Annotated in this window: 20 protein-coding genes; 16 read left to right on the top strand and 4 right to left on the bottom strand. The window is 59.1% G+C overall.

Translation table 11 applies throughout. The features are described from left to right. The first annotated feature begins 71 nt into the window (after window positions 1-71). The 5 genes from VGN12_07045 (at window position 72) to VGN12_07025 (ending at window position 7,064) form a co-directional block, all read left to right on the top strand. The gene (locus VGN12_07045; GenBank protein ID HEY4309193.1) at window positions 72-2,564 is read left to right on the top strand and encodes a hypothetical protein; all 2,493 of its coding nucleotides are present in this window, start codon (window positions 72-74) and stop codon (window positions 2,562-2,564) included. Between the two features lie 168 nt (window positions 2,565-2,732). Beyond that, window positions 2,733-4,289: a hypothetical protein gene (locus tag VGN12_07040; GenBank protein ID HEY4309192.1), complete on the top strand. Its 1,557-nt coding sequence runs from the start codon at window positions 2,733-2,735 to the stop codon at window positions 4,287-4,289. 80 nt (window positions 4,290-4,369) lie between these two features. Further along, window positions 4,370-5,680 (top strand): hypothetical protein, encoded by a 1,311-nt coding sequence (locus VGN12_07035; GenBank protein HEY4309191.1) that lies wholly within the window; start codon window positions 4,370-4,372, stop codon window positions 5,678-5,680. Window positions 5,681-5,892: 212 nt separating this feature from the next. After that, a complete protein-coding gene (locus VGN12_07030) occupies window positions 5,893-6,792 on the top strand; it encodes a DUF1559 domain-containing protein (GenBank protein HEY4309190.1) in 900 nt (299 codons plus the stop codon). After that, window positions 6,792-7,064: a PepSY domain-containing protein gene (locus VGN12_07025; GenBank protein HEY4309189.1), complete on the top strand. Its 273-nt coding sequence runs from the start codon at window positions 6,792-6,794 to the stop codon at window positions 7,062-7,064. The genes VGN12_07030 and VGN12_07025 overlap by 1 nt, the downstream gene beginning before the upstream one ends. Before the next feature lie 341 nt (window positions 7,065-7,405). Here the strand turns inward: VGN12_07025 and VGN12_07020 are convergent, their stop codons facing one another. The 4 genes from VGN12_07020 to VGN12_07005 all read right to left on the bottom strand — a co-directional run bounded on the left by VGN12_07020 (window position 7,406) and on the right by VGN12_07005 (window position 10,978). After that, complete coding sequence (locus VGN12_07020; GenBank protein ID HEY4309188.1) at window positions 7,406-8,203, bottom strand: SDR family oxidoreductase; 798 nt, start codon at window positions 8,201-8,203, stop codon at window positions 7,406-7,408. A gap of 9 nt (window positions 8,204-8,212) precedes the next feature. Continuing rightward, complete coding sequence (locus tag VGN12_07015; GenBank protein HEY4309187.1) at window positions 8,213-9,214, bottom strand: Gfo/Idh/MocA family oxidoreductase; 1,002 nt, start codon at window positions 9,212-9,214, stop codon at window positions 8,213-8,215. A 29-nt stretch (window positions 9,215-9,243) separates the two neighbouring features. Then, window positions 9,244-10,050: an aldolase/citrate lyase family protein gene (locus VGN12_07010; GenBank protein ID HEY4309186.1), complete on the bottom strand. Its 807-nt coding sequence runs from the start codon at window positions 10,048-10,050 to the stop codon at window positions 9,244-9,246. A gap of 109 nt (window positions 10,051-10,159) precedes the next feature. Then, window positions 10,160-10,978: a hypothetical protein gene (locus VGN12_07005; GenBank protein ID HEY4309185.1), complete on the bottom strand. Its 819-nt coding sequence runs from the start codon at window positions 10,976-10,978 to the stop codon at window positions 10,160-10,162. A gap of 468 nt (window positions 10,979-11,446) precedes the next feature. Here VGN12_07005 and VGN12_07000 point away from each other — a divergent pair, with 468 nt between their 5' ends. From VGN12_07000 to VGN12_06950, 11 genes are all read left to right on the top strand, one after another. Then, entirely contained in the window at window positions 11,447-12,631 is a 1,185-nt protein-coding gene (locus tag VGN12_07000) for a GntR family transcriptional regulator (GenBank protein HEY4309184.1), read from the top strand. A gap of 304 nt (window positions 12,632-12,935) precedes the next feature. After that, window positions 12,936-13,997, top strand: coding sequence for a dockerin type I repeat-containing protein (locus VGN12_06995; protein HEY4309183.1), 1,062 nt, complete (start codon window positions 12,936-12,938; stop codon window positions 13,995-13,997). Window positions 13,998-14,183: 186 nt separating this feature from the next. Then, window positions 14,184-15,275, top strand: coding sequence for a dockerin type I domain-containing protein (locus VGN12_06990; GenBank protein ID HEY4309182.1), 1,092 nt, complete (start codon window positions 14,184-14,186; stop codon window positions 15,273-15,275). 206 nt (window positions 15,276-15,481) lie between these two features. Beyond that, window positions 15,482-16,468 (top strand): DUF1559 domain-containing protein, encoded by a 987-nt coding sequence (locus tag VGN12_06985; protein ID HEY4309181.1) that lies wholly within the window; start codon window positions 15,482-15,484, stop codon window positions 16,466-16,468. 66 nt (window positions 16,469-16,534) lie between these two features. Then, a complete protein-coding gene (locus VGN12_06980) occupies window positions 16,535-17,872 on the top strand; it encodes a dockerin type I domain-containing protein (GenBank protein HEY4309180.1) in 1,338 nt (445 codons plus the stop codon). Between the two features lie 59 nt (window positions 17,873-17,931). After that, a complete protein-coding gene (locus tag VGN12_06975) occupies window positions 17,932-18,372 on the top strand; it encodes a hypothetical protein (protein HEY4309179.1) in 441 nt (146 codons plus the stop codon). 36 nt (window positions 18,373-18,408) lie between these two features. Then, entirely contained in the window at window positions 18,409-19,512 is a 1,104-nt protein-coding gene (locus VGN12_06970) for a hypothetical protein (GenBank protein HEY4309178.1), read from the top strand. Window positions 19,513-19,612: 100 nt separating this feature from the next. Continuing rightward, window positions 19,613-20,377, top strand: coding sequence for a phytanoyl-CoA dioxygenase family protein (locus tag VGN12_06965; GenBank protein HEY4309177.1), 765 nt, complete (start codon window positions 19,613-19,615; stop codon window positions 20,375-20,377). 118 nt (window positions 20,378-20,495) lie between these two features. Then, window positions 20,496-21,230, top strand: a complete 735-nt coding sequence (locus VGN12_06960; GenBank protein HEY4309176.1) for an RraA family protein — start codon at window positions 20,496-20,498, stop codon at window positions 21,228-21,230. A gap of 72 nt (window positions 21,231-21,302) precedes the next feature. Beyond that, window positions 21,303-22,562, top strand: coding sequence for an MFS transporter (locus tag VGN12_06955; GenBank protein HEY4309175.1), 1,260 nt, complete (start codon window positions 21,303-21,305; stop codon window positions 22,560-22,562). 9 nt (window positions 22,563-22,571) lie between these two features. Continuing rightward, on the top strand, window positions 22,572-23,327 hold the full coding sequence (locus VGN12_06950; protein HEY4309174.1) for a prolyl oligopeptidase family serine peptidase: 756 nt from the start codon (window positions 22,572-22,574) through the stop codon (window positions 23,325-23,327). The last annotated feature ends 381 nt before the right edge of the window (window positions 23,328-23,708 follow it).

Here is a 23,708-nt window from a genome sequence, read left to right as displayed (position 1 = left end):
TTATGTTGAAACTAAACGCTCCTCTGGTTTCTAATAGCGAAAACGGGGCTTGCAGTTCGGGAGCGCCGGTTATGTGGTACACCATCCACGGTTTCGCGGTCGGTTGTGTTCTTGCCATTATCTCCCTGCTGCCCCATCAAGTCAGGGCAGCCGTGGCGCCTGCGGAAAAACCCGCCCGACTGGATGTCGGCGGCCAGGATGATGATCCTTGCTTTGCCTTGCATCTTGCGCCGTCGGTTGCGCGTCCGCGCTCGCGTCCTCGTGACGTTGTCATTCTGTTCGACACGTCGGCGAGTCAAGCCGGCGATTATCGCACGAAGGCATTGATCGCACTGAACGCGACACTGGCGGCGTTGAGATCCGTCGATCGGGTTCGCCTCTTCGCTGTCGATCTAAACGCCGTGTCGTTGATGGACCGATTCGCCACGATCGACGACCCCGGCACACGGCAGGCGATCGATGCGTTGAACGAGCGCGTTCCATTGGGAGCCACGGACATGGCGGCAGCCCTGTCAGCCGCCAGTGAAGCGTTCCCGCAGGCAAACGACCGCTCGCGCGCTCGGGCCGCCTTATATATTGGCGACGGCATGAGCACCGCAAATTTCATTGCTCACAAACAGGCATTGCCGTTGGTCGAGCGGTTACGCGAGGGGCAAGTGCCCGTTATCGCTTATGCCATCGGCCCGCGTGTCGACGTTCCGCTACTGGCCTGCCTGGCTCGCCAAACCGGCGGCGTATTGGCTGTCGACGGCGACAACTTCACCGGCGCCGCCGTCGGAAATTGGCTGGCCGCGGCCGTCCAGGCTCCGGTTGTTTGGCCCAGCTCCGTCGAAATGCCAGGTACCCTGCGCAATCTCTCCGGCGATCGAGGTCTTCCCTTGCGTTTCGATCGAAACACGATTTTTCTCGGCGATGGAATGCTGTCGACGCCCCAACAGATCAAGATGCGAGCCGACGTCGGCGGACAAATCCAAGAACTAATATGGACCGTCACACCATCGGCACCGAATGCCGATCATGCCTACCTGGAATCACTCGTCAAAGCAGGTCGGCACGATCGAGGCATCGGTCTACCAGCGCTGGGGAGCGAAGGCCTGGCCGAGCTGCGGCGTCTCTCGCTGCTTGGCGCAAATTCGTTGAAGCGATTAGGGCAAGTTGCCTTGGCATCCGGCGATCCGCAACAGGCACGCCGGCTCGCCGGCGAGGCACTCGTGATGGATGCCGCGGATGCGGAGGCGGAATCGCTCATGCGCTCGGCCAAACGTGCCAGCCAGCCCGGAGCAGCGGCGCCAAAGATGGAATTCGAGCTACCGGCCGATGCCGCAGCCCCGGCCGACAATGAAGACCACGCCCTGCTGGATGCCGTTGATCGGAACCGGCGGGTCCTGCAACAAGCCGTCCAAACTGAGGTTCGGAATGTCATCAAAGAGGGGCGAGCGCGAATGGCCGACGTCCCCGAGCTGGTGATCGACAATCTGAAGCTCGAGTTAGAGAGAGTCCGCAAGATGCCGGAACTTGACGCCGCGCAGCGCCAGCGGCTGGACGCCCAGTTGGAAATGGCCCTGCAAGAAGCCTCGCGCCGCGCGTCGGAAAAGATCGAACGGGATTTGCGTACGCAAGAAGTTCAGGCAGAGGCCGACGCCCGCAAACAGATTAATCGCGAGTTAGTGATCAATCAGCAAAAGGCCGATCAGTTGCTGGCCCGCTTTGAGTCGTTGCTGGACGAGCGGCAATTCCGCGCGGCTGAAGAAGAAGCGGATCGCGCTCACGACATTCCGCCGGCATTGCGCAACACGCCTGAGCCAGGCGAGGCCGTGGCCACGGCCATGTCACCGACCGTCGCGCGCACGATGGGCTATGTGTACGACATGAAGGACTTGGTCCGCCGCCGTCATAAGGGGGTGGTCGAGTCGCTCTATGCAACGGAAGTCGCGCACATCCCACAATCGGACGAACCGCCGATCATCTATCCCTCGGCCGAAGAGTGGATGCTGAAGACCGAGCGGCGCAAGAAGTACGCCGAGGCGGTCAGCTTATACCAGCCCGGTTCGTCCGAAGAAAAGATCTATCGCGAGTTAGGCAACACGACCGACCTCGAATTCGCTGACACGCCGCTGACAGACGTAATTGATTACATCAAGAGCAAGCACGAGATCGAAATTCAGCTCGATGCCAAAGGCTTGACGGATGCGGCGGTCGACCCCTCGGCGCCGGTCAGCAGGAGCGTCAAAGGAATCAGTCTGCGCAGCGCCCTGCGCCTGATTCTGGAAGAGTTCGATCTGACGTACGTAGTCCAGGACGAGGTGCTGAAGATCACGTCGAAGGAAAAGGCCGACGAAATTCTGACCACGCGTGTCTATCCTGTCGCCGACCTAGTCATTCCGGTCAGGACCATGATGGGCGGCATGCGCGGAGGGATGGGTGGTGGTATGGGTGGAGGCATGGGTGGTGGCATGGGCGGTGGCATGGGTGGTGGCATGGGTGGTGGCATGGGTGGTGGCATGTTTAACGTTCCATCGCCGAACTCCTCAGCTAATAACTTCAGCAGGCGGAACGACATGTAACACCGCTAGGGATTATGCCCGCAGAGAGCCGTGGACTTTCCGCGCGGCATATCCAAAGCCGTTGTCCCGTCATTTCACGCGAGTTAGATTCAGGTTGATTCCGCCTTCTTGCTTTACCGGTGCGAGGCGGCCCATAAGATCGCGCCTTCTACGCAAAGGAGCTGAGCCATGAGCCAGCATTCGCGGCGATCGTTTCTGGCGGACGTGGGTCAAGGCATGATCGTAGCCACGATCGGCTACGGTGCGGCACTCGAGTTGGGGCTAACCCGGGCAGTCGCGGATGATACACCGGCGCGCATCACGTTCGGCCCACGCGAATCGCTCGTGGCGCTGATGCAAGAGACGCCGATCGATCGCCTGCTGCCGGCGCTCGTCGATCAGCTTCGCCAGGGCGTGGCGCTCAAGGAACTCGTGGCCGCGGCCACGCTGGCTAACGCTCGCGCGTTCGGCGGCGAAGACTACATCGGCTTCCACACATTCATGGCGCTCGCGCCGGCCTTGAACATGAGCGAGCAGCTTCCCGAGCCCATGCGCGCTTTGCCGGTGCTGAAGGTGCTGTATCGCAACACCGATCGCATCCACGCGCGCGGCGGAAACGGCGAAGATGCGTTGCATCCGGTGGAGGTCAGCAGCGCCTTCGATACAAGCGACGCCGGCGCCCGCATTCGCGAGGCAGTACGCAACAAAAATCTGCGCCTCGCCGAGGAATTGCTCGCGGCCGCCGCCGGTCGCTCGCCGACCGAGGCTTATAACGATCTGTTGCCGGCCGTGGCCGACGCCGTGGAAGTCCATCGCACGGTACTGGCCTATCGCGCCTGGGATTTGCTCGACCTTGTCGGTCCCGAGCATGCGTTTACGACGTTGCGACAGTCACTTCACTACTGTGTCGACAACTGCAAGCCCTCCTACAACGATCGCTTTGCCAGCCTGCGCGATCTTTTGCCTCGCTTGCTGGATCAGTATCGCCTTGTCGAGCGCGAGCCGGGCACGCGCGTCGCCGATGACGGCTGGCTCGACTCGATGTGCAACACCTTGTTGACCAGCACCGCCGATCAGGCGGCGGATGCCGTGGCCGCGGCGCTGGCCGACGGTATATCCGCAGAATCAGTGGCCGATGCCGTGGCGCTGGTCGCCAATCAGTTCGTCCTGCGCGACAAGGGACGAATCGCCCGTAATGCTCAGCCGAACAAGCCGATCGGCAGCGTGCATGGCGATTCGATCGGCGTCCATGCCTCGGATTCGGTCAACGCCTGGCGGCATATCGCGCGAGTCAGCAATCGGCGCAACAGTGTGGTGAGCCTGATTCTGTCCGCCTGGCAGGTCGGCAGCGATCGCAGCTTCGCGCCCGAACTCGCGACGGGAGCGCCGCAGCCGGCACCCGAGCAAGTCGAGAAGATCAAGTCGCGAGATCAGGCCTCTCTCGTGGCCGATCTCAATGATGCCATCCGACACCAGGATCAAGCACGTGCCTGTGCCCTGGTACACGTCTATGGCGAGCAAGATTATCCGGCCGCCGACATTCAAAGTCTGCTGCTGGGTTACGCCATTAGTGAGGACGGAGCCCTGCACGCTGAGAAATACTTCAACACGACGACCGAGGAGTTCGCCCGGGCGCGTCCGAAGTTCCGCTGGCGACAACTGACAGCTCTGGCCCGCGTCACAGCCAGCGAATACGGTCAGCCGGCCCCCGGCATGGCAGAAGCGCGCTGTCTGCTTAATATATGAGGCTGCGGCGCGCTAGCAGCTCCACGGCCGCGACCGAATCCATCAATCTCGGGAGGGCGCGGCTGCGGCCGGGCCGTGACATGAAAACAGCTCGATGCGCCGTTCGTGCGAAGCTTCCTACACCTTTTGTTGTCCGCACCATCTGGCAGCGAGAGCTAATCGCCGGATGCCTCGCCCTGCTGATCGCGCTATCGGCAAATTTTGCGGCGGCGGCCGCGGAACCTGATCCGCGCGCCTCGGCCCGGCTGTTCTTCACCTCTCAAGGAAAAACGGCCGTCATCCGCGCCGACGGCAGCGACCTGAAGTGGCTGGAATTTGAGGTGCCGAATCAGGCTACCTGGCAACCTGGCTCGAGTTTTCCGGACGGCCGGCGCACGGTGATGCTCAGCATGGAGCCGCGTCGTGACGGGCCTGGACGCCCGTTCGAGGAATACTACACGCAGACGCCGACCCACATCTGGATCTACAACCTGGATACCGGCTCGCTCGATGAGATCTGCAATCGCGATCGCCTGGCCCCCTTCGAAACGCCGGCGCTGTTGGTCAGCGATAACCGGATTTTGGTGCAAGTCGTTAAGAACAAGGTCGGGCAGATCGTCAGCATGAATCTCGACGGCACCGATGCCCGCGACTTTACGCATGGCGGCGAGGGACTGCCGTACGGGCTAAGCCTCAGCCCCGATGGTCGTCGCGTTGCGTTCCATCTGGCCGGCCCGCAAGGCTATCAAGTCTGGACTAGCGACACCGACGGCACGAACCGCGTGCAGATCGCGGGCCATCCCGATCATCTTTACTTCGGCACCAGTTGGTCGCCCGACGGTAAATGGATCTTGTACGTCGATTGTCATTACAAGAACGAGCCGGGGCACGATTGGGCTGATGTCTGCATCGGCAGCGCCACAGGCGGCGAACATCGCGTGCTGACCGAGGGGCAACCGATGTGGTTCGCTGCGACCTACGGCGACACCACCAGCCGCGGCAGCGGGTCGAATCTGCCGGCCTGGACACACGATGGTTGCATTCTTTATCCGCGCCGCACCGAAGGGGCACGCATCGCGTGGCCCTATCGCGTCGGTCAGCCGGACCTGGACCACTTCAATCGTGACTACAAGTCCGAGGACGCTCGCGGCGGCACCGAGATATTCCGGCTCGATCCTCGTAATGGTCAGTCAACGGCTCTCACGCATAGCGATCCGGCCGTATGGGACTTTCGCGCGAGCGAATCTTCCGACGGTCGCTACATCATTTTCTGCCGCGCAGCCACGGGCGCTGCGCCCACTTTGTGGGTTATGGACGCCGAGGGCCACAACGCCAAAGAGATCTCGAAGGGACGCGACGATCGCGGACTCGATCATCCGCGCTGGCTGCCGCAGCCGGTGGCGGGAGAATAGTGGTCGTCCGCCCTGGCGCTTTGCGAGCTAACACATTCCTAACAATTACGGCTTGATCGTGCGGTCCTAGGCAATCCCAAGTGCCCTGATATGCTGACAGAGCGCATGTATCGTGCGGTCTCTCGCGCAGGTCGCGCTTGCGATTGGTCCGAGATCGCGTCGCATGCGCATCGGGGCGCAACGTGGTTTCTCATCGACTGACAGGAGGTCCCGTGGCACGGCGCGCATTTACGCTGGTCGAAGTTCTGGTCGTCGTGGCGATCATCGGACTGTTGATCGCTATCTTATTGCCGGCCGTGCAGGCGGCGCGAGAAAGTGCTCGCCGAGCGGAATGTTTCAATAATTTGAAGCAGATCGGCCTGGCGCTCACGAGCTATCACGATGCCTATGGGAGGCTGCCTGCAGGTTACGTGGCAGGGTTCGACAGCCAAGGTAACGATACAGGGCCGGGCTGGGCGTGGGGGGCAAGCATTCTGCCACAACTCGAACAATCTCCCATCTTTGGCGTCATTCATTTCAACCTGCCGATCGAAGACGCCACGAACGGCGTACGCGTCGCAAAGATCCCCACCTATCTTTGCCCCTCGGATGAAGTCGCTCCCTCGTGGACGGCTTGGACTCGCGACAATCTCGGCAATCCGATTTCAAAGATCTGCGAAGTTGCCCCTTCGAATTACGTGGCGATGTATGGTTCGACGGAGCCGGGCGTTGATGGCGACGGATTGTTCTTCCGCAATAGCGCCGTGCGATTCGCTGACATTACCGACGGACTGACGCAAACGATCGCCGCCGGAGAGCGGTCGCACTTCCTAGGATTAGCGACCTGGTCAGGCGCGGTGACTGGTGCCAAGCTGTTCGACGATGATGGCGATGAAGTGGGTCGGGCGCACGTAGAGAACGCCACCGGCATGGTCCTGGGACATGCGGGAGAAAAGGCCACTCCGGGCGCGGCGGCGAGCGACGTCAATCAGTTCTACAGCTTTCATGGCCAGGGCGCGAATTTTTTGTTCATGGACGGACATTGCACCTTTATTCCCACGAGCATCGACTATCTCACCTATCAGGCGATGTCGACCCGCGCCACGGGAGAAACGATCTCAGGAGCCTACTAATGCAACGATTGCTGTGTGTCGTGATGCTCGTGGCGCTGACCGGTTGCGGTCACAAGGGAAAGCAATCCGACAAGCCGATCACGATCGAGCAAGTGCCCGAGGCAGCGATGAAAGCCGCCCAGGCTGCCGCCAAGAAAGCGTTTCCCGACCTGAAATTTGAAACAGCCACGCTGCGCGGCGAGAATGTCTACGAAATCACTGGTAAAACGAAAAATGGCAAAGTGCATGACGTCGAAGTGACTGCCACCGGTGAAATCCTGGAAGTCGAATAGCTGCACGCAGGCCGCCCGTGAAGTATTTTCTTGTCAACTGTGCGGACCTCTTGTTGGGACTCACCTCGTCATGCACCGCGGCCGATGCGGATCCGGCAAACCGAACAACCTCGAACGTCGCCTTCTATTCTGGCCGATGATAAGTGGACGTACGATGCAGCGAGTAGCATCGCAACGGAACATCTGCCGCAGCCATCGGCCTGAGCCTCCTCGCAAAGAAAGCTGCTTCTACGCGTCCGTGGTCGAAGCACGACAAGAACTCGTGCGATACGGTCGCCGTAGTTGGTGTCTCTGAGCGACCGGATCTATTTCTGCCCCTCGTGATGCATCCCCCAAAAGCTTCACCAGGCGGTCCATCCGCCGTCGACAATTAGATTTTGTCCGGTGACGTAGCTACTTGCGTCGCTGGCAAGAAAGAGCACGGCACCCTTGAGCTCGTGTGGCTCGCCCATTCGACGCATGGGAGATTTTTCGGACAACCGCGCTTTGAGTTCTGAGGACACGCCCGGCGCCGGAAATGGCCCTGGACTGAGAGCGTTGACGCGCACCCGATCCTGAGCCCAGTAGACCGCCAGGTGCCGCGTCATCTGCAAGATGCCCCCCTTCAGAGCGTGATAGGCGACCGGACTCGCCGAGCCGGGCACGTATACTTCGGGGTAAGAAGCCACGAGTCCGTACATCGAGCCAAGCATGATGATGCTCGCGGGCACGCCGCGCTCGACGGCCTGATCACGCACCATCCGCGCCAGCAGAAAATAGCCCGTCGCATTTGCCAATTGCCGCGTGAATTCCTCTCCGCTGCAGGTGGTAAGGTCGGCTTTCACCTGTTCATGTCCGTTATTCACCAGCACGCCAATCGGCCCGCACTGGGCGGTGATTCCCGCGAACTCATCAGCCAGACGATCCACCGACTGGTGATCGAGGCACACACCATGATGGCAGGCCGCGCCCATCACGGGTAGTTGGCTGGCGAACGACGCCGCGCGCCCAGCGTCACGACTGGAAACGACGACGCTCGCGCCGGCCTCGGCCAGCGCGCGAGCCGAGGATCTGCCCAGGTGCCCTGTTCCACCGGTCACCAATGCAGTACGACCGGTCAAGTCGAACAGTTGTTGAATCGTTGGTTCTGCGGTCATCATGCTTCGCGATCAATCAGCGGAAGTGGATACCCAACTGGCCGTCTCGAGAGATTTAAGTATGGCAAGATTCACACGCAAGGTTTGCATTCCCTCTTCTAAGGAGCAGAGCGGTGGCTCCTGTTTCTCAATGGCTTCGAAAAAAGTGCGCAGTTGCGCCACGAAGAAGTCGTCACGTTCGACCAGCGCTCCGGGCTCGTCGTGCCAGGCGTTGCCCGGCTCGACCATCCATCGCCAGCGATTCTCATGCAGCTCGAAACGCAACGTGCCGCGCTCGCAGATAACGGTGATCGTAAACTCGTTAGGCGCCTGGTGCTGGTTCAAGCTATACGAGGCGGGAATTCCTCCATGATTCGCCAGCACATGCACCGTATCCTCGACATCGACGCCGGGAACAACGGCATGTTTCGCATCGGCCACGACTCGATCGATGGGGCCGACAAGCCATTCCCCTGCGTTGATCAAATGCGTAAGTGCATCTTGAATCGCGCCCCCTCCGGTTGACCTGTCGCGGTAGTAGGTGTCGCGATAGGCAGGGCGATAGAAGGGGAAATCCTGTCCGGCCACGGCAACGAGTTCCACCGGTCGCCCGAATCGCTCTGAGAGGAGTGCTTCGCGCATGGCGGCGAGAACAGGATTCGCCCGCTGAACGTATCCAACAGCGGCTACGATGCGGCGCTGCTCGACGAGCAACCGCAATTCGTCAACGCCTGCGAGGCTGGTGCTCAAAGGCTTTTCGATTAGGAGATGCACACCTCGCTCGGCTAGTTGGTTGGCGATCGTGATGTGCAGATGCGCGGGCACGCAAATGACGGCCGCCGTCGGCGCCACCGCGATCGCGTCCTCGAGATTATCGTAGGCGTTGGCAACGCCATATCGTTGTGCGACCGAATCTCGCAGCGAAGCGTTAATGTCAAAGCAAGTTACTTCGGCCCGGCCCAGCCGCTGCGCGCAGCGTAAATGCCGCTCGCCAATCGACCCGACTCCGATGATGAGCAATCGCTGAGTGTTCAAGCCAAGCCCCTTGCTTTGCCAAGGCGAGTTTAAGTAGTGCTCGGTTTCAGGCGATTCTCGAAGCGGAAGCCCAGCGAGGCGAACTGGGACTGAATATTTTCCAGGCCGCGCTTGAGCATCACGATGTCAGCATTGTGAAACAAGAGGCGCGCTCCCATTTCGAGGGCCTGTCCTGCTTGCTCGGGCGTGCCGACCGTGCGCGCCCAATGCTTACCGGTATTGCGCGCGGCGACGGCGACCTTTTCCACGGCCTTGGTAAGTTTAGGGTGGTCGAACTGCAGCGGAAATCCTCCCAGAATCGAAAAGTCGGCAGGTCCGAGCAGCAAGGCATCGACCCCCGGCGTGGCCGCGATTTCCTCGGCGCGGTCGACGGCACAATCTTCTTCCAGTTGGATCAGAATGAAGGTTTCGCGGTTGGCGTGCGCTAGATACTCCAAGAGGGGCGCGGCGGTGTAGATCGCGTCGGCGTTGCCGCCGTCGAAGCCGCGTCGACCCAGGGGAGCAAATTTCGCCCAACGGACGACTTCCGCAGCCTCTTCGGCGTCCTCGCAACGCGGATACATGATCGCCTGAGCTCCCATCTCCAGCAGGCGCCCCATCCGCATGAATTCGCCCTTGGCCGGACGCGCCACGATGTCCGCACTTCCCACGCGCGCCGCGCGCATCAATTGTCCGGCAGTTTCCACGCTGTAGCCATGATGCTCCAGGTCCATCCACAACCCGTCGAAACCCATCAAGCTTGCCAGCTCGAACACCGAAGGGTCGGTCAAATGCAATTGCGTACAGAGCGCGGGCTCGTTATTCGCCAACTTAGCCTTGATCTTGCTGCATCTCATGTTTCGTGCGGCGCCTTTAAGCTAGAGGAAAGCAAACGCGGCCACGGCTTGGGCTTTAACTATCTGCAATCGACACAGGGACCAGTGCTTTGCAAATCTCTGCGGACGTTCAGGCAACAGCATACGGAATATTGCGCAAGGTGAACTCTCCGGTCCTGGCTAATATCTGCAACACCGCGGTTGACGCCGCAACCTGAACGTCAGCATCCGCATCGTGCAGGAGCGGAACCAGTATGTCCAGGTCCCCAGCGGCGCCGCGAATTCCCAGAGCTGTTGCCGATTCGTATTTCTCATCGTTCGTGCCATGGGACAGATAATCCAGAATAGCTTGCTTGAGATTTGCGAAATCCGCGTTTTCTGATGCAGTGATGAATGCGGCGCTGATGCAGTACTTGCGACTCGATGGATCCGTCTCGGCCATCGCGACTGCGAGAATCCGCTCTAAGGTCGCGGTTGGAAGCGTGTCGCGAATATGACGTAGCGCGTACGCGGCGATGCCTCGGATGATCGGGTCGGGATCGCCGAGCAGGTCGGTTAATCGCTCCAGATCGTGTGCATTGCCAGAAACTGCAAGCAGCCAGCGGCCGTGAGGTATCGCGCTGCCGGGCAGGCGTTCGATGGCGTGCTCGAACTGCGTACGATGTGCGGCATCGACTCGATACTTCAGCTTGGCAAGCGACTCCGCGGCGCTCGCCGCGTCTGGGCTGCCAGGGCTTAGACAAACCGCACATATCTGATCGACGTGCCGTGTGCGTTCGGTCGCAGTTCGCTTCGCTCGGGCCAGCACGCGCCAAACACAGATTCGCTGGCCAGGGAGATTGCCTTCTCGCTCGAGAGCCAGCTCGAAGATTGGCAATACCGCTTCGGCGTAGCCAAAGGCGACCAGGGACTCTGCGGCGTGCAATCGAACGTAAGGCGACGGGTTCACGAGCGATTTCCGGAGCACGGTCAGCGCGCTTGCGCGTATCACATCGATTCGGCTCGCCGACCGATCCGCGGGCCCGGAAACGAGGTTTTCGTTCATGCGTTTCTGCCGAATCCTTGATGGCCGTCGTGGCTGCGTAGGCTCTAGAAATTGCCGGATTTCCTGGGGAGAGAGGGCCCCTCAGGACAGGGTATTTTGGCGTCGTACGCTGAAAAACGCATCTGTTACAACCTCTTGTCGATTCAAATCGGACCACCAGTTGACTTGGATAGCCGTCCGATGGCCTGCCAATTTGAGCAACCAATTAGCAGAGTTCGTCGAATCTAGACGATATTTGTCGAGTGTCCAGCAATCTTCTCGAACAATTTTGTTGACAAGCTCCTTTCCTAACATTAGCTTAACGTCAACCTATTTCGTATCTCTCTGCAGATGTCTTTAGAACGTCTGTCAAAGTAGAGTGGGAGGTCGGTCGTGACCAGCCCTGAGATCATCAAATCGAGCGGAGGGCTTGCAGCCGTGGAGCCCATTCGGCGGACTCAGCAAAAGCACGAGCGTCTGCGTTCCCAGCTCTTAGGCGACATTGCCGTTGGGCGATTGCGCCCCGGTGACGCGTTGCCCAGCGAGAAAAAGCTGGCCGAAACCCTCCGGGTTTCGCGCCATACGGTTCGCCAGGCTTTGTGTGAGCTTGAGCGCGAAGGAGCGGTGGAGCGGGTTCATGGCAAGGGGACGTTCGTCGTCGACCGAGCCTCGGACAGCGCCGCTACCCGTGCTCCTTCGTTTGCCGTCGTGGTCAATGAAGTCTCGACGGGCTATTACCCAAGTTTGCTGGCGGCCTTTGAGCATGCGGCGAAAGTTGCCGGCCGGCCCACCGTCATTTGCAACAGCAACAATGACGTGGCCCAGCAGGGTGATCACTTATTGCATTTGCTGCACAACCGAGTGTCAGGGATCGCGCTGAATCCATGTTCCGCGACGGCTACTCCGAGCTACCAGGTTCAGGTCATGCAGGAGGCGGGGATCCCCGTTGTGCTATTGCATCGGTCTGTCGCTGATGTCAAGGCGCCGGTGCTGCGCGTACCCGAACAGAGGTTGGGTTATCAGGCGGCCCGATTGATGCTCGAGAAGGGGCATCGTCGCGCAGCTTTCATGTCGGGTCCGCAAGGGGCCACCGTGGCAGCGTCGGAGGTCGGGTTTCGCGAGGCCCTGGCCGAGGCGGGCTGTGACCTTCCGCCGGAGTTGGTCCACTACAGCAAATTGAAGACGTTTTCCAGCGTCGAGGACATGCATAGCATCGAGGAGCAGACGAAACGCTGGTTAGGCCAGATGTTCTCGTTGCCGCAGCCCCCCACCGCACTGTTTGCCACATTCGATTCACTGGCGGAGCTCGTCTATCTTTTCGCCGGAGACGTGGGCTTGCAGGTACCAAACGACCTGTCGATTGTCAGCTATGGCGGAGTGCGTCGCGAGACTGGGGTCCTTAGTCGTCTCACCGCGATCACTATTGACGAAGCCGAAGAAGCCCGGCTGGCGGTAAAACTATTGATCGAGATGTCCGATCAGCGGCGGCCTATCTGCTCGGACGAAGAAATTATGTTGTCGTTGAGCGTTAGCCCTGGCCAGACTCTGGCGGACCGAAGCGGAAATAGCGGGAAATAGAACCGAGACGGCAGCCAAGCGCGCCGGCGATTGCGAGGTCGCAGCGCGAGATGGGAAACGGAGGTTACTACCAAAGCAAGGCATGCCGGCCGGAGCGAACTCTCGCAAAGGACGGGGACCAATCCACGGCAATCGTGCGCAGCGGATCGTGCTGGACGCTGGCGAGACTGCCCGTACAAGGATCGTTGAAGTGGTCTGGATAAAGGTAAAGCTCGGATCGACGAAGGGGAGCGCGTGGGAGATGTCGATTCTCATCAGCGGTGGCAAGACCGCGAATCCTTTCCTCTGTTAACAGGTACACCTCATGACCAACCACAAATCTGCGAGCGTGTTCGCGCTTTTTGCCGTGTTGGCCGTTGCTACGGCCGTGCCGGGACAATCCATTCAGGACGTGACTACCGGCCAGTATCTCTTCTACGACAACTATGAAGAGTACAACACCGTCAGCACGGTCCCCGCGCCTGATACCAGTGGCAACTATAGACCGGGCCCCGGTGCCATCATTGGATCTTGGGTTCCGAATTCGGGTGACGCCGCCGTCAGCACGCAGGTCACTAACTCGCATACCGGCGGTGATCCGGGGGCGTTCCAGGGCACGCAATACCTGCGTATGTACCGAGATACCAGCAACGAAGGTGGAAACGCCCTCGCCAAGGACTCGGCAACAGTTGCGGCCGGAGACACGGTCGAGATGCGGGCAATGGTATACCTGCCGGCTGGTTCGGATGTAAATGCCCGCGCCCAAATCATGATGGTGACAACCACTAAGGGAGATGGCTCCGATTTCATATCTGCGCCAGCGTGGGTTCGTGGCGATGGCGCGGGAAATGTGGACGCCGTCATTGGCGATGGCGCCGGCGGCGGCCTCACGGTGGTTCCGACCGGGTTGCAGTATCTGACCAATACCTGGCAGGAGTGGGACCTCACGTACACGAATGGCGCTTCGACGTTCAGCGTTACGGTAGGAGGACAGACCGTTAGCGGGATACCGTCGGTACAGATCGGCAGCGTGTCCGGCTTTCAACTTCTCAATGGCGCTGATACGCCCTCGGGATCGGCATACTTCGACTCGATAAACGGTATCAATTTCCTACCCGGCGACTTGAATCAGGACGGAAAGGTCAATCAGGCCGATTACGCGATTCTGACCAGCCATTGGTTGCAGACCGGCGTCACGGGCGCCAATGGCGATCTCAGCGGTGATGGAACGGTGAACATCACGGATTTCAGCATTTTCAAGCAAGATTACATTTCCGCCAACGGTGCCGCGAGCGCCAGCGTGTTGGCGGTGCCTGAACCGGGCAGTCTGGTGTTGTTTTCGGCGGCACTACTTGCGGTGTTGGCGCTACCCCGCCGCAAGAAGTGAGAAGTCGGCGTATCGATACGAATTACGACTGCTTTTGACTACACGAGAACAACACCAATCGAGCGACCGACGAGAGGGAACCGCCAACGATACTCCCGCTCACTCGGTTCGCGACGCGAATAGGTTCAGGAGATACTGATGTTAAGGCTACCTAACAGAACGATAGTGGCCTGCGGCGTCGCATGCGTGACGTTGATCGCTTCGCTCAGCGAAGTGCGGGCCCAAAATCTGGCACTTTCCATCGATCCTTATTCCGGTGCGGCATCGATCTCGAATCCGGCCGGTACGCCCGTCAATCTCGATGGCTATCAGCTCACTTCGGCCTCGGGGCAGTTGAGCACCACGGGTTGGAACAGCTTCACCCAACGCGGATTAACTGGCTGGCAACAGGTGAGCCCGACGGCAAATGGGCTCAGTGAACTGAATCTGACGTCCTATACGTCGATCCCTTCGGGAGGCAGCATCACGCTGGGTGACCCGTTCAAGGTGAATGGCACCGAAGATGTGCATTGGGGTTATTCCTCGCCCACGGGTACAGGAACCGAGACATCCATTAACCCTGCGCCCTTGGTGTATGCAGGCGGTTTGCAGGTTCAAGCGATCACGGTCGTCGACAAGACGAACACCGTCGTGGGCACTCATCTGGTTCTCTTGAACCAAGAGACGTCGCCGACGTTCAACGTCGATGCCTACGTGATTACTTCAACAAGCGGCACCCTGAAGCCAACTGGCTTCACCGGTTATGCCAGCCATGGCGTGCCTGGTTGGCAATCGGTGGCGCCATCGACCAATGCCCTGTCCGAGCTAAATCTGACCAGCTCGTCGACCTTGGCGCCACACCAGGATCTAATCCTGGGCTCCGCATTTACGGCCGGAGGAGCCCATGACTTGTCGCTGCAGTTTCATTTAGTCGGGACAAGCACCGCGGCCTCGAACGGCACGGTTCATTACCAAACCGTGCTATCCGGTGACGCCAACGGAGATGGCATCGTCAATGGGCAGGACTTGGCGCTTATATCGTCGAACTGGCTGCATACAAACACGCTCTCCGGCGACGTCAACTTCGACAGCATCGTCAATGGGCAAGACCTAGCCCTCATTTCATCCAATTGGCTGCAAACCCTCAGCGGCGGCGGCGCCATGGCAAGCAGCATTCAATCGGCACCCGTGCCCGAGCCCAGCAGCCTAGCGCTTTTGGCCGTAGGGCTGTCGGCGGTGGGGTTGCTGCGTTACGGACGTAAAGGAAGGGGCGAACGCTTTTCGAAGGAGGCCGTTTGACTTTAGCACCAGCACCACCGGTCAGCGCCCCTCGGTGAGGCCATGCCAGCCTTGCCGAGGGGACTGGCTGGGTTTTTACGACGAAGCAGAGATCGAGGAACAGAGATCAAGGAACAGTGAAGTGCCGCGGTAGTGCCTGAGCTACCGCACGTTTTCCAGGGGGTGTTGAGAACCAGAGGAAGCGGAGTTGGCTGGAAGGAATGGTCATGAACCGATCTCGTCCCATGTCGCTCCGCGGTAAGAGCCGCGGATTTACACTCGTTGAACTATTGGTGGTCATCGCAATCATCGGGATTCTCATTTCCTTGCTGCTTCCCGCGGTGCAGGCGGCGCGCGAGGCGGCCAGGCGATCGCAATGTAGCAATAATCTTAAGCAGATCGGCCTGGCCATCCATGAGTACCAGGACAGCATGCAGGCGCTGCCGATAGGACTCTCTCAGCCGCCGACGGTTCCCGCTAATTGGTCGACTTGCGGTAGTGGTCCTTACAATACCTGGCCGGCGCGGTTGTTTCCCTATCTTGAACAGCAGAATCTGGCCTGGGACTTCAACTACGGCTACGCCACCTGCGGCTATGACCCGATCAACGGGCCAGCGATGTCGACGTGGATTTCCAGTTACCTTTGTCCTTCAGATACCCCTGATGGGTTTCAGGGAACAACCCGTCTTGCCTCGCGATCGAATTACGTAGCTTGCTTCAGCCCGGACGGCACGATGGTCGAGCCCGGCGCGCCTTGGAAAATAGATGGCTGCAACAACCTGGCGTTCCTGAACCCTGCCAAGCAGCGTGCGTTGTTCAACGTCAATCTCTCGCGGCGCCTGGTCGAATGCACCGATGGACTTTCCAACACGGTGATGATTTCCGAAGCGATCGCAGGTCAGCAGGGAGACATCCGAGGTATGTGGTGGTACCCCTGGGGCATGCAATACGAGCACCATCGCGGTCCCAACTCTCCGATCCCCGACGCAGTCGGAGGAGGACCCGCGTATTGCTATTCCACAACGGATGCGCCCTGCAGCGTGAGCGCCGCCTGCCAAAGCACGATCGACTTCGCGGCGCGGAGTAAGCATCCGCTGGGAGTCCAAGTCTTGCGTGCCGATGGTTCAGCGCAATTCGTGGCCAACGCGATCGATCTCGCAACCTGGCAGGCTTTCGCCAGCATTTCGGGCAGCGAGGCTGTTACCGTTCCCTAACTCCTGGCTAGGCTGCTCCGCATCATGATCGCGACCGACCGAAGGCCGTTCGGGGGCTGGCCAAGCGTGTTTGCGTACTGGGCAATTGTGTTAGGCGCGCCATCCATATTCGCCGATGAATTGGTGTATTCCACGCTGGTGTGGAACGGCGACGCCGCGACGCCGCGCCAGTCGACGATCCGCACGGTAAGCGACACGGGCTACAACGATTCGCTGCTGTTGAATTTGGGTGGTGATACCACGTATCCGCATTTCAGCGGGGACGGTCAGTGGCTCTACTTTCAATCCAACTTTTCCGGTGATTACGAGGTCTATCGCAGTCTGCCCGATGGGAGTCAGGTCACCCAAGTGGGCGCCCCGGCTGAATTTGGCTCGCAATACTTCAGGTCCTACGGATATTCGCTTTCCGGCGATTCGAGCAAGATGGTGTACACCATCTTCGACGGCAACGAAGCGAAGGCCGTCTACGCGAATGCCGACGGCAGCGATGCGCAACTCGTGGCGCCGCAACTGGGCTACACGTACATGGCCAGCCTGAATCAGACGGGCAGCCAGGTTGTGTTCTCGGGGCCTGCCCAGAATTACGAATTGCTGACGGCCACCATGCCTAACGGCCAACCGCAGACCCTCACGCCGAATCTTCCGCAATCGTACGTTCCACAGTTTACTCCAGATGGCAAAACCGTGGTTTTCAATCGTATTGATGGAAACATCTACTCCGAAGACCTCGCGACTTTACAAATACATCAACTGACGCAGAACAACGGTTACGACGAGCTGCATTGGAATGCCACGGACCAGCATGGCTCGACCGATGGTCCTTCGATTTCTTCCGATGGCCAGCACATTGCCTACATTGGCCGTGTCAACGGCGTGGCGCAAGTCTTCACCATGAATCTCGATGGTACGGATCAACGGCAGTTAACCTTCGGTGCCACGGATAGCGGAAGAGTGGTGTGGAGTCCCGACGGGAAAGAGCTGGCATTCGTCACGTTCGTCAACGGATACCCCCAGTTGTTCGATATGTCTTCCTCGGGCGGATTGCCGCTCCAACTGACGAATGTCCCGGGCGGCGGCGTGTACTGGGTGCAATGGGAGCCGACGACCGTGCCCGGCGATTTGAATCGGGACGGCACCGTTGATCTCACCGACTACTCGATACTGACAAACCATTGGCTGCAGTCCAATGTCGATTCGAATGACGGAAATCTCAGCGGCGCGGGTTCCGTCGGGATTTCTGACTTTGCGTTATTCAAAAACGACTACCTCGCCGGAGGTTCCGCTGTTGCATCTACGGCCGTGCCTGAGCCGAATTCGTGTGAGATGATTCTGGCTGCCTTGATTGGCGTTCGGCTGTGGCGCATACGTGATCGCACCGCGGGTCGATACGGTACGGGCGGATGAAGGGATCTCTGATGCAACGCGAGAAACTTTGTACGCTTGCAAACCTTTGGTGGTCAGCTATGAATGCCGCCATTGAGAGGCTTCAAAGGCGATCGCTGAGAAGTCCGTGCTTTGCCTGTTTGCTACTAACGATCATCGTCGGCTGCGGGCGGAGCGACACGGTTTCGATGTCGGGTACCGTTAGCTTGGACGGTCAGCCAGTGAAGGTTGGCGTGATCACCCTTGAGCCATTCGAGGCCAGACAAGCTCCCTCGACAGGAGCAGCCATTGAAAACGGCGCGTTCTCGATCGTTCGTGACAAGGGACCAAAGCGCGGCGTCAGCTATCGCGTCGAGATTTCGGCAATTGACCGCACGAATCTCGAAGTCTGGCAGGTCGCCAAAGAGCAGATTCCGGACAAATACAACCGATTCACCGAGCTTTCCGTGTCCGTGCCACCGGAGGCCGGAAATTTCACGCAGGACTTTGTTCTAACCAGAGATAAACCCAAGAAGCGTTAGCGGCGAATTGTCTGAATTCGCCGCGCGGAGAACGAAATGCAACGAGTTATCTTTTCCATCGCCTGGCTGGCAGGATTAGCGATCATATCCGCGCCAGTGAACGCTACGGACGCCCTGGGGACGCTGGTATTCGCCGAATTACGATTCGACGGAGAATATGCCAGCGAGCTTTACAACGGCAAAGTAACGAAACCGACGACTGGCGCGATCTTTTCGATCAAGGAGGATGGTTCCGAGCTGCAACCGCTGGCTGACGTCGGTGGCGTAACGACTTATCCGCGTTTCAGTTCGCGCGGTGATTGGTTGTACTTTCAATCCAATGCAAGCGGTCAGTCGCAAGTTTATCGGTGTCGAGCAGACGGTACCGACGTTGTTAATCTTTCAGCTCTCCGCGACCTTGGACCGGAATGGAATACGGCCTTCGGAAGCGCGCTTTCGGCCAACGGCGAGCGCCTCGTTTATTCCGTACAAGGGGGCGATCCCACGCCGCGCATCGTCGAGTGCCAGGCCGATGGTCGAAATGCTGTCTGGGTAGCGCCCGATCTGGGTTACATCTATATGGCCACGCCCGATGCCACCGGGGCGCGGATTGCCTTCTCCGGGCCGGCACGCGACTATCGACTATCAATCAGCGAACGGCCGTTCGCCGAGGCGCGCCTGCTGACGCCCGATCATCCCGACTCCTACGTTCCGCAATTCACGCATGACGGAAACTCGCTCTTATTTCTGCGAAAGGACGGCGACCTGTACTCAGTGGATATCGCCAGCTCCAAGGTTCGCCGCCTCACGCAAGGGAACGACTACGTCGAGTTCCATTTATCGCCCAAGGATTTGCACGGCTCAACCGACGGCCCGCATCTATCACCTGACGGCAAGCGGGTCGCGTACATCGCGCGGCGCGATGGCGTGCCACAAGTTTGCACAATGAATCTCGACAGTACCAATCAGCGGCAGATTACGCATCGAAACTCCCCCTGCGGACGCGTGCGCTGGAGTCCCGATGGTCAACGCTTGGCCTTCGTCTCTTTCGAGCCAACGCGTCCGCAGTTGTTTATCGTTAGCGCCGAAGGCGGCGAGGCGAAGCAGGTGACCAAGGTCGAGGGGGCCGTACACTGGATCGATTGGCGTCCGGGCGCCTAATCAGCAGGCCACTGAATAACGCATCCAAAATGGCCACGCAGGGTGTTGTAGCTGCACATTCAGAGAAATTGACAGACCGATCCCGAGGACGTTCTCCGCCATGGAAGTAGCCCGCGAATGCAAACAGTTCAAGGCGGAATTCGATCGCAACGGATTTGTCGTGATTCCCAGTCTGCTGCCACCGAACGACTTCGCTGAATTGCGTCAGAATCTTGACCGCTATATCCGTGAAGTCGTACCTGGACTACCTGATGTCGATGCCTTTTACGAGCGCCGGGATCAGCCGGACACTCTCAAGCAGTTGCAGAGGATGAACTGCGATCCGTACTTCGCCAGTTATTGTCGCCATCCCCGCTGGGTCGCCTTGGCTGAGGCGTTACTGGGCGAACGGGCGAGCGCAGAGCCACCGGAATGGTTCAATAAGCCACCTCGAACGAACCACGTTACTCCTCCGCATCAGGACAACTACTACTTTTGCCTGACGCCCCCTAGTGTCCTAACGGTCTGGCTGGCCCTTGACGATGTCGATACCGAAAACGGCTGCCTGCGATTTGTCACGGGCTCGCACCTGCGCGGCTATCGATCGCACTGCAAATCAAGGATCTTGGGATTCTCACAAGGAATCAACGACTACGCCGCCGAGGATTTTGTGCAAGAGGTTGCCGTGCCAGTGCGCGCCGGAGACGCCCTCGTTCATGCCGGCATGACAATCCACCGCGCAGATGCCAACATTTCAACGACTCGTCAGCGCCGTTCGTTTGCGATGGTTTTCAAGGGAGTTTCCTGCCAGCGGGATGAAGCCGCCTATGGGCGGTATCGAGCGGCAGCTCACCATCAGCGTCAGGAGCTTGGCCTGAAAACCTAGTGGAGAATTTGTGCGTCAATGTTGGTGTACTGGATGAATAGGTGCCCAGGAGTCATAGTTGAGGCGGAAGCTTACTGAGAAAGGGCATACACCTTTGCAGAACGGGAACAGAAACGACATGGTCGAGCGACATTTGCTGGAACAATTATCCGGTTTTGATACGGCTCTCTTGGCCAATACGATTGGGTACATCGACGAAACGCCTGCCGCCGAATTCTATCTGAGCGCTGCGATTCAATCCGTGACGCCCACGCTCGCTCCCAGCGTCGGTATCGCGTTTACGTGCGAATTGGATAGCAGCACTCCCGACAATATGGCGGATGTCGACCTGTATTGGCAGCAGTTGGAGGAAATGTCTAAGTGCTCCCTGCCTATCGTCTGGGTTGTTAAAGCGGTGGGATCACGGCCGGAGCACGAGTGCATCCTCGGAGACGGCATGGCCAAGACCCTTCATTCGGTCGGCTGTGGCGCCATGGTCTCCGATGGTTATGTGCGCGACGTCCAAGGTCTTTTGCAGGTGCCGTTCGCCGCATATTGCCGGGGCAAGGCCATTCATCACTGTGCCCTGCGCTTTACGGCCCTGAACCGACCCGTCGAGATTGGCGGAGTCCTCATTCGGCCGGGGGACGTGATCCACGCGAATGACGAAGGCGTGATCCGCATTCCACCTTCCTGCCTGCTCTCCTTGACCGAAGGTGCCACGCGCATGCAAGCTTTCGAGCGAGATGCTCACCGCATGCTCGTACGTACTGATCTGTCTCTCGTTCAGAAGCGGGAGGCCGTTCAAGAGCTCATTGCCGAATACGGATTTGCCGACTGCGTTGCCGGCAAAAGCGCTCGGTCGACTTCCTAGATAACCGGATCCTCGGGGGCCAGGCAACTCGCTTCGTCCGTTTGGTAGACGCACCGGCGCGTTCAGGTATCCATGAACAGAAACCATTCCACTTCTGGCGCATGGCTGATCGTTGCGCTGTTGTGGGTTGTAGCCTGCCTGAACTATCTCGACCGCATGATGATCACCACCATGCGTCTGTCATTGATCGAGGCGGTGCCCATGACGGACACGCAATTCGGACTCCTTACCAGCGCGTTCTTGTGGGTGTACGGCGCGATTAGCCCGCTCGCCGGATTCTTGGCCGATAGAATTGGTCGTGGGCGCGTGATTGTCCTGAGCTTGTTCGTATGGTCTGCCGTTACCTGGCTGACCGGGCGGGCCGAGACATTCGAACAATTGTTGGCCGCTCGTGCCATGATGGGCGTGAGCGAGGCCTGCTATATTCCCGCGGCACTGGCGCTAATTGCCGACGCACACTCGAGTAGCACTCGTTCCTTGGCCACCGGAATCCACATGACTGGTATTTTCGTGGGCTCGGCGCTCGGCGGGCTCGGCGGAATACTCGCCGAACGATATGGTTGGAGTTCGCCATTTTTATATTTTGGCGAATTCGGCATGTTATACGCGATTGTGCTGGCGTTGCTATTTCGCTTTCGAACTCTACCTGTCACAGTCCACTCGGCAACGGGCCGTTCATCGATGGCCTTTGGCGAGGCAATCAAAAGCCTCACCCGCGGCGGTTCGTTTTGGCTGCTCGCCATCTACTGGGGACTGTTGGGCGTAGCGGGCTGGGTCATCGGTGCTTGGATGCCGACGTACCTAAACGAAGAATTTCACTTGGGACAGGGCGCAGCGGGCCTTTCGGCCACAGGCTATCTGCAGGTGGCAGCCTTGGTCGGCGTCCTCGTCGGTGGCGTTTGGGCAGATCGCTGGAGTCGCACGAATCGACGCGGACCGATTCTGGTTCCCGCGTTGGGCCTTTGTCTGGCGGCGCCCGCCATGCTATTGGCGGCCAGTTCAAGCTGGCTGTTCTTCGCCATATTGGGACTGTGCATTTACGGTTTTACCCGTGCCTTCGCGGATGCCAACATGATGCCGATTTTGTGTCTCGTTACCAACGAGCGCTATCGTGCGACGGGTTATGGTGTGCTGAACCTGGTTGCCAGCCTGGCCGGTGGTGTGGGCGTCTTCGCCAGTGGGGCGCTGCGCGATCGGCATGTGGGCCTGACGCCGATCTTCGTGTGCATTGGATTTCTGCTGGCAGGCTGCATCGTTCTTTTGCTCCGTGTCCGGCCCGCCGGAGTTGAGACGCAACATGACGCCGCGCTGGTCGCGTCAACCACGCACTAAGGGAAACGCATGACCAAGGTGGAACTAGGCGTGACGAAAGAGGGAGTCCGCTTCGGCACCTGGAGCCTTCAGCCCGCGCGCCCCGCGCCCACGCTGCTCGTCCTTGCCAATTCCGTCGAGGGCACCTTGGGCGATCCGTACTTTCGTCAGGGCGGAAACCAACTCGCGTCGCAGGGCTTTCTATGCGTCTCGCTCGACTTGCCTTGCCATGGAAAAGATCGTCACATGGATGAGCCTGAGGGGCTCGATGGGTGGCGACAGAGATTCGACGCTGCCGAGGATTTTATCGGGCACTTTGTCCAGCGCGCGAAATCTGTGCTCGATCATATTATCCGCGAAGAGATGGCTGATCCTTTGAGCATTGCGCTAACCGGCACGTCCCGTGGCGGTTTTGCGGCGGCGCATTTCATGGCTGCTGACCTACGTGTTAAATGTGCCGCGCTCATCGGACCGGTAACCGATCTCGATGCGCTGGTGGAATTTCATTCCCTCGAGAAACAGGCGGCGGTGAATGCCCTCTCCCTCATGGCCTTGGTCCCGCAATTGGCCGGCCGGCCAATCTGGATTGTTATTGGCGATCAGGATGCCCGCGTCGGCACCGATCGCGCCATCGCCTTTGCTCGCAAATTGACGGTTGCCGCGTGCTCGCAGCATAAGTCATCGCAGGTTGAGCTGCATGTCTTGCCTGAGCCGCGTGGTCATACGACGCCTGCGGGTGCGGCCGAGGCTAGCGCCGCATGGATCTCTCGGCAATTGCAGCGTTAGACCTTCTCCGAAACTCATCTCGCAAGACTTTCCATGCTTCCGAGCTCTTTGACTTGCTGGTTGGGGCGTCGGTTACTACTCAGATTCGCCACACTGATAATTGCCTGGATCAGCGCCAGTACTACTGGTGGGCGCTCCAAAAAGGTCTCTCGTCATGAACTGTTGCGTCTTTCCTTACGGCGATTGATACTAACTGGCGAATTCCTGCGACTTCTCCGATACTTATCTCGCGAGACTGTCTATGCTTCCGAGTTTTCTGACTGGCTGGTCGGGGCGCCGGTTACTACTCAGATTCGCTACACTGACTATTGCCTGGATCAGCGCAAGTACGTCGATCGTCGCAGAGATTCGAGCGCATTCTGCAGAATCACCATGCAGACC

Source organism: Pirellulales bacterium (assembly GCA_036499395.1).
GTDB lineage: Bacteria > Planctomycetota > Planctomycetia > Pirellulales > JACPPG01 > JACPPG01.
Note: the sequence above shows the minus strand (reverse complement) of the source record. Positions and strands in the feature narration are given on the sequence as shown.

What these genes read in the sequence shown, in the direction of transcription:
- VGN12_06995 (HEY4309183.1), top strand. Translation starts at nt 12,936, where the DNA reads ATGACCAACCACAAATCTGCGAGCGTGTTCGCGCTTTTTGCCGTGTTG.
- VGN12_06970 (HEY4309178.1), top strand. Translation starts at nt 18,409, where the DNA reads ATGCAACGAGTTATCTTTTCCATCGCCTGGCTGGCAGGATTAGCGATC.
- VGN12_06965 (HEY4309177.1), top strand. Translation starts at nt 19,613, where the DNA reads ATGGAAGTAGCCCGCGAATGCAAACAGTTCAAGGCGGAATTCGATCGC.
- VGN12_07040 (HEY4309192.1), top strand. Translation starts at nt 2,733, where the DNA reads ATGAGCCAGCATTCGCGGCGATCGTTTCTGGCGGACGTGGGTCAAGGC.
- VGN12_06955 (HEY4309175.1), top strand. Translation starts at nt 21,303, where the DNA reads ATGAACAGAAACCATTCCACTTCTGGCGCATGGCTGATCGTTGCGCTG.
- VGN12_06960 (HEY4309176.1), top strand. Translation starts at nt 20,496, where the DNA reads ATGGTCGAGCGACATTTGCTGGAACAATTATCCGGTTTTGATACGGCT.
- VGN12_07035 (HEY4309191.1), top strand. Translation starts at nt 4,370, where the DNA reads ATGAAAACAGCTCGATGCGCCGTTCGTGCGAAGCTTCCTACACCTTTT.
- VGN12_06975 (HEY4309179.1), top strand. Translation starts at nt 17,932, where the DNA reads ATGAATGCCGCCATTGAGAGGCTTCAAAGGCGATCGCTGAGAAGTCCG.
- VGN12_07025 (HEY4309189.1), top strand. Translation starts at nt 6,792, where the DNA reads ATGCAACGATTGCTGTGTGTCGTGATGCTCGTGGCGCTGACCGGTTGC.
- VGN12_06985 (HEY4309181.1), top strand. Translation starts at nt 15,482, where the DNA reads ATGAACCGATCTCGTCCCATGTCGCTCCGCGGTAAGAGCCGCGGATTT.
- VGN12_07010 (HEY4309186.1), bottom strand. Translation starts at nt 10,050, where the DNA reads ATGAGATGCAGCAAGATCAAGGCTAAGTTGGCGAATAACGAGCCCGCG.
- VGN12_07045 (HEY4309193.1), top strand. Translation starts at nt 72, where the DNA reads ATGTGGTACACCATCCACGGTTTCGCGGTCGGTTGTGTTCTTGCCATT.
- VGN12_06950 (HEY4309174.1), top strand. Translation starts at nt 22,572, where the DNA reads ATGACCAAGGTGGAACTAGGCGTGACGAAAGAGGGAGTCCGCTTCGGC.
- VGN12_07020 (HEY4309188.1), bottom strand. Translation starts at nt 8,203, where the DNA reads ATGATGACCGCAGAACCAACGATTCAACAACTGTTCGACTTGACCGGT.